Here is an 11179-nt window from a genome sequence, read left to right on the forward strand (position 1 = left end):
GACGGCGTCGTAGAACTGGCTGTCGCGGAGAACCAGCTTCTGCGCGTCGAAGATGCCCGACGAGTTGCCGCCGAGCTTCTCGTGGGCGACGACGGCGATCTTTTTGAGCTCGCGCTCGCTCCGGGCGACGGCCCGCTCGAACCGTTCGAGCTCCGCCTCGACGTCCTCGACGTCGAGTTCTTCGGGCCGGGCCTGGTACGCCCCCGCGGCGAACAGGTACGCGGGGCCGACGGCCACGCCGGGCGCCACGCCGATCCCCTCGACCCGGATCTCGGGCCGGACGGCGTCGGGCGGGGTCGGGGCGTCGGGCACAGGAGAAGGAGGGATGGGATGGGAGATGGACCCGTGGGGCTAGATGGGCTCGCCGAAGCCGCGCTCGAACAAGGCCTCCATGGCGTCGGCGGCCTCGCCCTCGTCGGAGCCCTCGAACAGGAGGTCGAGCGTGGCACCCTGCTCGGCCGCCAGCGTCATGACGCCGATGATGCTCTTCCCGTTGATCTCGTACCCGTCCTTCCGGATGAAGAACTCGGCGTCGAACCGGGCGGCCTCGCGGACGATCATCGACGCCGGGCGCGTGTGGACGCCGGCTTTGTTGCGGACCGTGACCTGACGGGTGATCATGAGGCTAGAGCGTGCGGGTGGCGAGGCCGAGGGCGAGGGCGCGGAGCGCGTCGGCGGCCGGGCCCGGGGGGAGCGCGTCGAGGGCGGCTCGGCCCGCCTCGGTGTGGCGGGCGACGGCGTGGGCCGCCGAATCGAGTACGCCGAGCGCGGCGAGCCGTTCGCGGACGGCCGGCACGCGGTCGGGGTCCAGACCGCCGTCGAGGACCGGGCCGAGCCAGTCGGCGTCCTCCGCCTCGGCGCGCTCGCGGGCGGTGAGCACGAGGAACGTCCGCTTGCCCTCGACGAGGTCGCCGCCGACCGGCTTGCCCCACGTCGCGGGGTCGGCGGTGAGGTCGAGGAGGTCATCCTGGATCTGGAACGCGCGGCCGAGGGGCACGCCCGCCTCGGCGAGCGCGCCGACCGCCTCGGCATCCGCCCCGCCGACGAGCGCACCGACCTCGAGCGCGTGCGCCAGCAGCGCCCCCGTCTTCCGGTCGATCATGGCGAGGTACTCGTCGACCGTCACGTCGCGCCGCGCCTCAAACGCCATGTCGAGCGTCTGGCCCTCGCACAGCCGCGCGACGGTCCGGTAGTGCGCCTCGGCGAGCGCGGCGGGGTCGGGTCCCTCCGCGCCGACGACGAGGCGGGCGGCGAGGCCCATCATCAGGTCGCCGGCGAGGATGGCCGTGGGCTCGTCCCAGCGCTCGTGGACCGTCGGCCGGCCGCGGCGGGTCGACGCGTGGTCCATGATGTCGTCGTGGACGAGCGTGAAGTTGTGGAACACCTCGACGCCAAGCGCGGCCGGCAGCGCGCGATCGCGGGCGTCCGCTCCCCCGAACGCCTCGGCCGCGAGAAGCACGAGCGCCGGCCGGATCCGCTTGCCGCCGCCGTCGAGAACGTAGCGGACCGGACCGTAGAGTCCGGCTGGCTCGTCCGGCAGGTCGAGCGCCGCGAGGGCGGCGTCGACCTCCGTAGCGATGGAGGCGAGCGTGGGGGCCGAGGTCACGTCCACTTAGACGCCCGCGAGGCCGTGGTCTTCCGCCAGCACGTCGGTGATCCGCTCCTGAACCGCGTCGAGCGAGCCGGTCCCGTCGATCTCGAAGTAGCGGACGTGCTCACGGAGGTGCGCCTCGACCGGCGCCGTCTCCTCGTGGTAGACCTCCAGCCGATGGCGGATCGCGGCGGGCTGGTCGTCGGTCCGGTGGACGAGCGTGTCGGGGTCGACGCCCTCGGGCGGCGGGTTGAAGTCGAGGTGGTAGATCGCGCCCGTCTCGGGGTCGGTGCGGCGTCGCGAGAGACGCTGGACGACGTCCTCGTCGGGCACGTCGAGACTGACGACGGCGTCGAGCGGGGCCTCGTGCTCCGCCAGATGGTCGAGCAACCACTCCGCCTGTGGGACGGTCCGCGGGAAGCCGTCGAGCACGAACGAGCCGTAATCGATCTGCGCGAGCCGCTCGGCGACGATGCCGTTGGTCACGTCGTCCGGGACGAGCTCGCCGGCCTCGAGGAGGCTCGTCACGCGGAGCCCGAGCGGCGTCCGCTCGCGGATGGCGGCGCGGAAAAGGTCGCCGGTCGAGAGGTGGGTCAGGTCGTGGTCGTGGGCGAGGCGCTTGGCCTGCGTCCCCTTGCCGGCCCCGGGCGGGCCGAAGAGTGCGAGTCGCATCGAAAAGCGTAGGAGAGGACCCGAAGATAACGGGGGGGCCGATGCGTCGCGGCCCAGGCCGGCCCGGTCAGTCCTCGTCGGAGAGCGCGTCGAAGGCCCCCTCGTGGCCCGTATACTTCCGGATGGCCGAGTCCATGAGCGACTTAGCCGCGATCGCGACGGCCGACTTGACGGCCACATCGATGGCTTCGCGGAACGACGACCGCGCCTGCACGGCCGCCGCCTGCGCATCACCGTACACGACGGGCATCGTGTCCATGGCGTCGCGGAGCGCGTCCTCGACGTCCGCGCCGCGGGCCGCGCGGTGGGCCGCGTCCTCGAGCGCGACGCCGAGGCGGGCGCGGATGAAGTCGATGTCGTCGTCGGCGACGGGCCGGCGCTTCCGTCGCGCGCGCACGCCGAGCAGCACGCCGACGAGCGCCCCGACGCCGGCCGCGGCGAGGGTCGCGAGCTCCGGCCGCTGGCGGATCCGGTCCATCAACGGCCGGCCGCCGACGTTGACGTCGTCGAACGCCGTGGACGCCTCGTGCTTCAGCGCGTCGAGGTGATACCGCATGTCGCGCTCGCGGGCAACCAGGCGGAGCTTGATCTCCTCGGCCGAGAGGTGGACCGTGTTGACGTTCGGCTCGCCGGTCGCCGGAAGCGACCGGGGGCCAGTCTCCAAGGCTTTGGCGGGCGAGTTGGGTCCGGGTGCGGGCATGGGCTAAACGGCAGCGTTGCGGGCGGAGGCGGCTTGGGATTCGCGGAGCGCGGCGGGGTCCCGGATCCGGTCGCCCTGATCCCTCTTCTTGGCCTCGACCGCGATCGCCTGGGCCTCGCGGACCTTCCGCATCCCGAGCCAGCCGAGCACGACGGCCGCGACGACCAGCAGAAGCGTGAGGATCGCGAACCCGCCCCAGACACTCCCGATGAGAGCGCCGATGCCGAGGGCGATGGTCACGAGCAGGAAGAACAGAGCGGTCAGCGCGAGGACCGCGGCGGGGATAAGCAGGTTCGCCGCGTCGAGGTAGTGCTCCAGACGCTCGATCTTGGCCTGGACGCCCTCGATCTGGCGCTTGACGAGGTCGACCCGGAGCTCCGTCCACTCGCGGAGGTCGGCGGAGAGCGCGGCGAGGTGGCCGGTCACGCGCTCCATCTTCGACTGGTGCGGGGGCAGCATCCGCGACTCCGACACCGGGCGGGCCCCCGGCTCGAGCGTCGGGGACGGGTGCTCGATGCGCGCGGGCAGCATCGACGGGGTCCCGACCGGAGGCGGGTCAGGGGGGAGCGGGGTGGTCGGGGGCGGGACGGCCGGCGGGGGCGGACGGTCCATCAAGAGGGGCGAGGCGAGGAGCGGAGCACGGAGAGGGACGGGGCGTACACGCCACCCCCACCTCAGGTTGCCGCGTTCCCATGACGATCTCCGCTCGCCCCACCCCCAATCCAAACAGTCTGAAGTTCGAGGTCAAAGGGGCGACGCTCCTCGACGGGGGGCTCGAGGCGTTCCACTCGGCCACCGAGGCCGACGGGCACGCCCTCGCTTCCGAGCTCTTCTCCCTCCGAGGCGTCGAGTCGCTCCTCATCGTCCCGGACTTCGTGACGGTCACGAAGCACCCCGCCGCCGACTGGGACCTGCTGGCCGACGGCGTCGAGCAGGTCCTCCGCGAGCACCTGTCGGAAAACTGAGCCGGCTACCCCTCGGCCGCTTCGGTCGCGACGGGAGCCGACCGGCGGATGAGGTCGGCCGCGCGCTCAGCGATCATGAGCGTCGGCGCGTTGGTGTTGCCGTTCGGGATGGAGGGCATGACAGACGCGTCGACGACGCGGAGGCCATCGACGCCGCGGACCCGGAGGTCGAGATCGACGACCGAATCCTCGTCCGCCCCCATCCGGCAGGTGCCGACGGGGTGGTACAGCGTCTCGCACGTCTGGCGGACGTAGCGCTCGACGTCGGCGCGGGCGAACGACGCCAGGCCGGGCGTGGCGAGGGCGCCGCGGTAGCGGTCGAACGGGGCCGCCTCGGCGATCTCGCGGGCCCGCTCGACGCCCGCCACGAGCACGTCGAGGTCGGCGGACTCGGCCAGGGATGCCGGGTCAATCGCGGGGTGCTCCGTCGGATCCGCACTGCGCAGCCACAGCCGGCCGCGGCTCGACGTCCCGACGAGCGTGGGGCCGATCGAGAACCCGTGCTCCGTCGGCGGCTCCAGCCCGTGGTTCTGGAACATCGCCGGCGCGACGTGGAACTGGAGGTTGGGGACGCCGCCCGTGCCCGAGGTATCGAGGAAGGCGCCGGCCTCCGCGATGTTCGAGGTCAGCATCCCGCGCCGCGTCACGAGGTAGCGGAGTGCGCTCACGATCCCGTCGGCGTTGACGAGCGAGATCGCCTCGCGGAGTTCGTAGTGGAGCCCGACGATGAGGTGGTCCTGGAGGTTCTCCCCCACCCCCGGCCGGTCCGCGACGACGTCGATCCCGAGGCGGGCGAGGTCGTCGGCCGCGCCGATGCCGGACAGCATCAGGAGTTGGGGCGAGTTGATGGCGCCACCGCAGACGACCACCTCGCGCTCAGCGCGAATCGTCTCGACCTGGCCGTCGACCTCGGCCTCGACGCCCACGGCCCGGCCGGCCTCGATCACGATCCGGCGCACGAGGGCGCCCGTCCGCACCCTCAGGTTTTCTCGCTTGAGCGCGGGTTTCAGGAACGCCGAGGCGGCCGACACGCGACGTCCGCGGTGTTGGGTGAGTTGGTAGAGCCCCGCCCCCGTCTGCTCGGCCCCGTTGAAGTCGTCCGTCCGCCCCACGCCGACAGCCTCTGCCGCCTCGACGAACGCCTCGCTGATCGGGCTCGGGTCCGACGGGTCCTCGACACGGAGCGGCCCGTCGACACCGTGGTAGGCCGAGGCGCCGCGCGCGTTGTCTTCGCTCCGCTTGAAATAAGGGAGCACGTCGGCGTAGCCCCACCCCTCGCAGCCCCCGGCGGCCCATCCGTCGTAGTCCGCGTGGTGACCGCGGATGTAGATCATCGCGTTGATCGAGGACGACCCGCCGAGGACCTTGCCGCGGGGCCAATAGAGCGACCGACCGGCGGCCCCCGGCTGCGGCTCCGTGTGGTAGTTCCAGTCGGCCTCGGTCTGGAAGAGGCGCGAGAACGTGGCCGGGATGTGGATCTCCGGCCGGGAGTCGCCCTGCCCCGCTTCGAGGAGCAGGACGCGGACGTCGGGGTCTTCGCTGAGGCGCGCGGCCAGCACGCAGCCGGCCGATCCGCCTCCCACGATCAGGTAATCAGTCATGGTATCGTTGACGCAGTGCGGCAACGTACCGCCGCAGGGCGGCAGCGACAACTTGGGCCGGAAGCGCTTTCCTATGCAGCGACGGGCCAGCCGTCGGGCCCCTCGAGACGGACGGCGAGGTCGCCCCGCAGAAGAGCCTCGAGATCGCGCCCCACGAACTCGTACCGCCAGCCCGGGAAAGCAGCCGGGACGGCATCGGGCCCGGCCTCCACGAGGTCGGTGAGGTCCGACTTCGTGGCGACGAGGAGCGAGTCGACCTCCTCCCGTTCGCAGCGGCCCGCCAGGAACCCCTGCGCAATGAGGAGACGGGCGGCACGACGGTGGTCGTCGGGCCCTGGCCGGCCACGGCGCTCGACGCGCTCCGGCTCGGCCGCGGCGCCTTCCTCGACGGCATCGAGGAGGCCCTGGGCGTACCGGCCTACCTGGCGGTCGGTGAGCTTGATCTTGCGGAGGTCGTCCTCCGACTCGGGCATCCGCTCGGCGATCTTGGCGAGGAGGTCGTCGGGGAGGACCATGCGACGTGTCCGGTCGAGGCGGCGGGCCTCGCCCTCGCGCCACGCGGCGACGGTCCGAAGGACGGCGCGCTGACGGCCTGAGAGCCGGCCGATGCCACGCACCTTCAGCCGATCGACGGCGTCGTTGACGTCGGCCTCGGTGTAGAGCTCGGGGTCGTCGTAGCGCTCCATCTCGGAGGCGATCCACGGCGTCCGGTCGCGGGCCTCGGCCTCGTCGCGGAGCTTGTCGTAGACGTCGAGGAGGTACCGGACGTCGTCCTCGGCGTAGGCCGCCTGGTTGTCGGAGAGCGGCCGCTGGAGCCAGTTCGAGCGCGTCTGCCCCTTGTCGAGGCGGACGCCCGTGGCCCACTCCACGAGGTCTTGGAGCGACGCCGTCGCCGTCTGGCCGACGAGCCCGGCCGCGCGCTGCGTGTCGTAGGCGTTGACCGGCTGCACGTCCGTCGCGCGAGCGAGGATCTGGAGGTCCTGCGCCGCGTCGTGGAGCACCTTCACCGTTCCCGGATCCGCGAGGAGCTCCCCGAGCGGGCCGAGTCGGCCGTCCAGAGCGACGGTGTCGATAAGGTGGACGTCGTCGCCACCGAGGCCGACCTGGACGAGGCCCAGGGCCGGGTAGTAGCTCCGCTCCCAAACGAACTCGGTGTCGAGGGCGACGGCGTCATGCCCTTGCGCGCGGTCGCAGAGCGAGCGGAGCGCGTCGGGCGTGTCGATCAGCTTACTCACTCGCCTCCCCGCTTGATGGTGCACCCGAAGGCCTGCGTCCGCTGGACCTCGATGGCGAGGCCCGCGACGCTCTGGTCCATGGCCTGCGCGAGGTACGGCACGCGGACGCGGTCCGGCGAGGTCGGGCTGTCGTCGATGGTGCCGTCGTAGCGGAGCACGCCGGAGCCGTTGAAAAAGAAGGCGTGCGGGGCGTTCTCGACACCGAACGCAGCGGCCAACTGGCCGCTGGGGTCGGCGATGTAGGGGACGGCGAGGCCAGCGCTGGTGGCCGTCTCGCGCGAGGCCGCGGCCGTCTCGCGCTCGTTCTGCACTGGGTCGTTGGCGTTGACGAGCACGAACCCGAACCCGGCCGGCGTGTACCGGGCGACGAGGTCGGCCAGGCGCGGGGCGTAACGGTCGGTCCAGGGACAGGCGTTGCTCCAGAACACGACGACGAGGCCGGCGTCGCCCGAGGCGGCGGTGAGCGACGTCTGTGAGCCGTCGGCCGCAGTAAACGACTGGTCGGCGAGCGGGACGGCGTCGCCGTAGCCGAGCGGCTGGGCGGTGGCGCCGGCCGCCACGAAGAGGACGAGCGAAAGGAATCGGAGCATCAAGAGGTGGGGTCAGCAGAGCGGCCGGTCTCGCCGGAGCGGACGGCGGCCACGGAGGCGGAGAGTTCGTCGTAGGACATCATCCCGACGTGCGTGTCCTGCACGATCCCGTCGCCGTCGAGGACCATCGTAATCGGCAGGGCGCCGCCGACGAACGGGTTGAGCTGGGACGTCACGTCGCCCTGGCCCGTGTAGAGGTACGAGGGGTCGTCGACCTCGTGCTCGGCGAGGAACGCGCGGACGGCTGGGAGATCGGCGGACTGGTCGAGCGAAACGAACCGGACATGGACGCCCTCCTCGGCCATCTCGCGATCGAAGCGGATGAACTCCGGAAACTCCTGTCGGCACGGGCCGCACCACGTCGCCCAGAAGTTGAGGACGACGACCTCGGCGTCGAGGCCGTCGAGGTCGTCGACGAGCGCCTCGGCGCTGGCGACCTCGACCAGCGGGAGGTCCGCGCCGGGCCCGGCCTCGGTGTTGGCCGCCCGGGCCGTTTCGTGAGCGGGGTCGGAGGCGCAACCAACGACGACCACGGCGAGCAGGACGAGAAGAGAGCGCATGAGTCTTGAGCAGGTCGACGGCACAACGCGCGTCGGCGCGGCGAAGTGCCGCTAGGGCGCCGGGATTCGCTCGATGGGCACACGGCCCTCGGCGAGACCGTCCGCCAACAGGCCCCACGCGACGAGCCCGTCGTCCGACCGCGGCTCGAGGAGCATCACGACGAGGCGCCCGAGCGGCTGGTCGACCGGCACGACGAGTGCCGCCTCCCCGGATGCGTCGGCCGGCGCGGGCTCCCACGCGCCGAACACCTCTTGCATCCGGACGTCTTGGAACGCTCGCTCGGCCGTCCGCACGCTGTCGACGCGGAACGCCTCCCGGTCGCTGCGGGGCACGGCGGCCCGACGGTACGCGACGCCGTGGGCGTCGAGGAGGTCGGCCACGCGCTCCTGAACGGGGCCGCGGACGACGTACATCGCCGGGGCCGTGACGGTCTCCGACGGCGCGAACCGGACGTACGCCGGCATCCGCTCAGGCTCTCGGACATCGCGGCGCTGGTACATCGGGTCGCCCGTGACCGGGTGCGCCACGGTGTCGACCTCCCCTAGCAAGATGTCGACCGGCTGCGGCAGCGCCTCCCAGGTCGCGCGGATGGCCACGGTCTCCCCCATCACCCGCTCCCCGTCCGCCTCGGCGACGCGCTGGCGGACGTGCGACGCCTCCGCCCAGGCCCGGTCGAGGACCTCCTCCACGAACCGACGCGAGACGGCGACGCGCTCGCGGTACGGCGCGTAGCTGTAGGCCTCCGAGAGGATCCCGTACCGGCCACGCACGCCGACGTAGTTCGACGAGTACCGCGGCTGCGGGCTGTAGGAGTACCACCCCCGTGGCGCCGTGGCCTCCTCGCCGAAGGCCCCCGGGACGTTGCCGTAGTGGTAGATCGCGAAGTCGTCCGACGCGAGGACCGAATCCGTGATTGCCGGGAGCCAGCGGTCCCACAAGTCGGCGTCGATGCCCCGGGGCGTGTTGGGCGACAGGCCCGGCGCGTACGTGAGGTGGTACCCCATGAACGTCCCGTTCGTCGTGTGGAGGTCGACCACGACGTGCGGGTCCGCGTCGCGGATCAGGCCGACGAGCGCACGCGCCTCGGGCGAGGCCAGCTTGACGAAGTCGCGGTTCAGGTCGAGCCCCTGCGCGTTGGTCCGCGTTCCCACCCCATCGACCGGACCGAGCTGGTAGGGGCGATGGTCGTAGCCGGCGCGCTCGTTCCCGTCGGCGTTGTAGATCGGCGCGATCATCACGACGAGCGAGTCGGCCCACTCACGGTGGGCTCCGCCCGCCACGTCGCGGAGCAGTTCGAGCATGGCGTCCTTCCCCGCGACCTCCCCCGCGTGGATGTTGGCGAAGACGAGCACGCGCGCCTTGCCGGTCTGACAGATCGCGCCGGGCGTCGCGTCGGGCGCACCCCAGACGACGAACGGGAGCGCCCGCCCCTCGACCGTCTCCCCGAACGTGCCGAGGCGGACCCCGTCGGCCTCGGCGGCGACCCGGCCGAGGACAGCGCGGACCTCGTCGTAGGTCGACGTGCAGCGGTAGTCGCAGGCCTCGGCGGGCGTCTGCCACACGGCAGCGGACGAGCCGGCGGTCGGGGCGGAGGTGCTGCAACCGGCCGCGGCGACGGCCAGCGCGGCGATCCAGAGTCGGGTCACGAGGTGGGGTCGATGTCGGGATCCGTGGCGGCGAGCCGTCGGACCATCCAGCGGTTCAGCCCATACAGCACGGCGAGGGCGATGCTCCACTGAACGAGGCACGACATGGCGCTGTAGGGCTCGAGCGGGTCCCACCAGCGGCTCGTGAAGCTGGCCGTCGTGGCGAGGTAGAGCCACCAGCCGAGCAGGACGATGGCCTGAAGCGGAATCGCGTAGCGGATCCACCCGACCCAGATCTTCGGGATGCCCCAGTCGGACGGCGTCGCGACTTCCTCTCGAAGCGCCTCGGCCCCGTGGCGAATCACGGCGAGCGCGATGAACGCGCCAGACAGCATCAGCGCGACGCCCCACACGAAGTCCTGGTTGCCGAACACGTTGTCCGACAGCGCGCTGGGCACACCCACAAGGAACGCGACCACGCCGACGCCGAGGACGGCCTTGGGGCGCGGCGCACCCAGGTCCACGACGACGCGCGTCGACAGCTCGATCATCGAGATCAGGCTCGACAGCGCGGCGAACGTGAGGGCCAGGAAGAACAGGACTGCGAGCGGCGCGCCGAGCGGCATCTCGGAAAAGAGGGCCGGCATCCAGATGAACGTGAGCCCGGTCCCCCGCTCGCCGCTGGTCCGCATCACCTCCAGGACCTCCGGCTGCGTCATCTGCGGTCCAAGGACCGCGAACGCGATGCCGAAGATCATCGTCCCGGCCAGCAGCGACACCGTGTTGTTGCCGACCCCTGTGATGACGGCGTTCCGCACGACGCCGTCCTCCTTCCGCATGTAGGCGGCGTAGGTCAGGATGAGCCCCCAGCCCGCGCCGGTGTCCCAGGCGTTCTGGGTGAGGGCCTCCAACCACGTCGAGGCCGAGCCGAGCGTCGCCCAGTCCGGCGTGAAGAGGTAGGCGATGCCGGCGCCCGCCCCCGGCAGCGTCACCGCTCGGACGACGGCGAGGACGACGATCACGAGGAGCGTCGGGACGAGAATCTTGTTGGCCTTCTCGATGGTCGAGACGCCGCCGCGGACGGCCAGCACGCCCAGCCCCATCATCAGAGCGTGGAGGACGATGGGCCACGGCGAGGCCTGGAAGGCGTCCCACGCCGCGAGCGAGGCGTCACTCGTAACCGGCAGCCCGGAGAGCGTCGAGGTGGTGACGTAGTACGCGCACCACCCCGCCACGACGCTGTAGTAGCACATGATGGCCGCGGCGACGAACGCGACGAAGGCCCCGAGCCACGCCACCTTCCCGCCCGCCAGCTTCGCGAACGTTCCCACCACGCCCATCCGCCCGCGCTGTCCGAGCGCGTACTCCGCGATGATGAGCGGAATGCTCCAGGCGACCAGGAAGACGAGCCAGGCGACGAGGAACGCGCCGGCGCCGTCGTCACCGGCATTCGACGCGGCGATCCGTGGGAACCGCCAGATGTTGCCCGTGCCGACGGCGATCCCGAGCACGCTCAGTATGAGGCCCCAACGGGACGTAAAGCGGTCGGCGGACGAGGCGTCGGCGGGCGGGTCGGACATGCGGGGGGGCTAGGGACGGCCGAGCCCCGTCCACCCGGGCGGGCTCGAAGGCCCGGCGTCCTCGAACGGGTCGCGCGCGGGCGAGGGGCGGTGGGCGT

The 11179-nt window shown here is 71.9% G+C and carries 13 protein-coding genes; 1 reads left to right on the forward strand and 12 read right to left on the reverse strand.

Annotation, left to right across the window (positions count from 1 at the left end):
* The 6 genes from BSZ37_RS22085 to BSZ37_RS13895 all read right to left on the reverse strand — a co-directional run.
* Positions 1–312: phosphoenolpyruvate-utilizing N-terminal domain-containing protein (locus BSZ37_RS22085; protein WP_218830504.1), on the reverse strand; the 312-nt coding region annotated here is incomplete at its 3' end.
* Between the two features lie 39 nt (positions 313–351).
* Entirely contained in the window at positions 352–621 is a 270-nt protein-coding gene (locus BSZ37_RS13875) for an HPr family phosphocarrier protein (RefSeq protein WP_095511124.1), read from the reverse strand.
* Positions 622–625: 4 nt separating this feature from the next.
* Complete coding sequence (locus BSZ37_RS13880; protein WP_179299644.1) at positions 626–1606, reverse strand: polyprenyl synthetase family protein; 981 nt, start codon at positions 1604–1606, stop codon at positions 626–628.
* A 6-nt stretch (positions 1607–1612) separates the two neighbouring features.
* The gene (locus tag BSZ37_RS13885) at positions 1613–2263 is read right to left on the reverse strand and encodes an adenylate kinase (RefSeq protein ID WP_095511126.1); all 651 of its coding nucleotides are present in this window, start codon (positions 2261–2263) and stop codon (positions 1613–1615) included.
* 67 nt (positions 2264–2330) lie between these two features.
* Positions 2331–2927, reverse strand: a complete 597-nt coding sequence (locus BSZ37_RS13890) for a hypothetical protein (RefSeq protein ID WP_095511127.1) — start codon at positions 2925–2927, stop codon at positions 2331–2333.
* 39 nt (positions 2928–2966) lie between these two features.
* Positions 2967–3575, reverse strand: a complete 609-nt coding sequence (locus tag BSZ37_RS13895; RefSeq protein WP_095511128.1) for a phage holin family protein — start codon at positions 3573–3575, stop codon at positions 2967–2969.
* An 80-nt stretch (positions 3576–3655) separates the two neighbouring features.
* On the opposite strand from BSZ37_RS13895, the gene BSZ37_RS13900 reads away from it, so the two are divergent.
* On the forward strand, positions 3656–3928 hold the full coding sequence (locus tag BSZ37_RS13900) for a NifU N-terminal domain-containing protein (RefSeq protein ID WP_095511129.1): 273 nt from the start codon (positions 3656–3658) through the stop codon (positions 3926–3928).
* A 5-nt stretch (positions 3929–3933) separates the two neighbouring features.
* On the opposite strand, the gene BSZ37_RS13905 is transcribed toward BSZ37_RS13900, so the two are convergent.
* The 6 genes from BSZ37_RS13905 to BSZ37_RS13930 form a co-directional block, all read right to left on the reverse strand.
* Positions 3934–5529, reverse strand: a complete 1596-nt coding sequence (locus tag BSZ37_RS13905) for a GMC family oxidoreductase (RefSeq protein ID WP_095511130.1) — start codon at positions 5527–5529, stop codon at positions 3934–3936.
* Positions 5530–5600: 71 nt separating this feature from the next.
* The gene (locus tag BSZ37_RS13910) at positions 5601–6764 is read right to left on the reverse strand and encodes a ribonuclease D (RefSeq protein ID WP_179299645.1); all 1164 of its coding nucleotides are present in this window, start codon (positions 6762–6764) and stop codon (positions 5601–5603) included.
* A complete protein-coding gene (locus tag BSZ37_RS13915) occupies positions 6761–7354 on the reverse strand; it encodes a redoxin domain-containing protein (protein ID WP_095511132.1) in 594 nt (197 codons plus the stop codon). The genes BSZ37_RS13910 and BSZ37_RS13915 overlap by 4 nt, the downstream gene beginning before the upstream one ends.
* Positions 7354–7914, reverse strand: a complete 561-nt coding sequence (locus tag BSZ37_RS13920; protein ID WP_095511133.1) for a TlpA family protein disulfide reductase — start codon at positions 7912–7914, stop codon at positions 7354–7356. The genes BSZ37_RS13915 and BSZ37_RS13920 overlap by 1 nt, the downstream gene beginning before the upstream one ends.
* A 51-nt stretch (positions 7915–7965) precedes the next feature.
* Complete coding sequence (locus tag BSZ37_RS13925; RefSeq protein WP_143537667.1) at positions 7966–9561, reverse strand: M14 family metallopeptidase; 1596 nt, start codon at positions 9559–9561, stop codon at positions 7966–7968.
* Positions 9558–11081, reverse strand: coding sequence for a sodium-dependent transporter (locus BSZ37_RS13930; RefSeq protein ID WP_095511135.1), 1524 nt, complete (start codon positions 11079–11081; stop codon positions 9558–9560). The genes BSZ37_RS13925 and BSZ37_RS13930 overlap by 4 nt, the downstream gene beginning before the upstream one ends.
* Positions 11082–11179: the final 98 nt, after the last annotated feature.

The organism is Rubrivirga marina (genome assembly GCF_002283365.1).
Taxonomy (GTDB): Bacteria; Bacteroidota; Rhodothermia; order Rhodothermales; family Rubricoccaceae; genus Rubrivirga; species Rubrivirga marina.

Bases quoted from the DNA above. Each gene is read 5' to 3' on its own strand.
- BSZ37_RS13875 (WP_095511124.1), bottom strand. From the start codon at position 621: ATGATCACCCGTCAGGTCACGGTCCGCAACAAAGCCGGCGTCCACACG.
- BSZ37_RS13885 (WP_095511126.1), bottom strand. From the start codon at position 2,263: ATGCGACTCGCACTCTTCGGCCCGCCCGGGGCCGGCAAGGGGACGCAG.
- BSZ37_RS13895 (WP_095511128.1), bottom strand. From the start codon at position 3,575: ATGGACCGTCCGCCCCCGCCGGCCGTCCCGCCCCCGACCACCCCGCTC.
- BSZ37_RS13900 (WP_095511129.1), top strand. From the start codon at position 3,656: ATGACGATCTCCGCTCGCCCCACCCCCAATCCAAACAGTCTGAAGTTC.
- BSZ37_RS13905 (WP_095511130.1), bottom strand. From the start codon at position 5,529: ATGACTGATTACCTGATCGTGGGAGGCGGATCGGCCGGCTGCGTGCTG.
- BSZ37_RS13915 (WP_095511132.1), bottom strand. From the start codon at position 7,354: ATGCTCCGATTCCTTTCGCTCGTCCTCTTCGTGGCGGCCGGCGCCACC.
- BSZ37_RS13920 (WP_095511133.1), bottom strand. From the start codon at position 7,914: ATGCGCTCTCTTCTCGTCCTGCTCGCCGTGGTCGTCGTTGGTTGCGCC.
- BSZ37_RS13930 (WP_095511135.1), bottom strand. From the start codon at position 11,081: ATGTCCGACCCGCCCGCCGACGCCTCGTCCGCCGACCGCTTTACGTCC.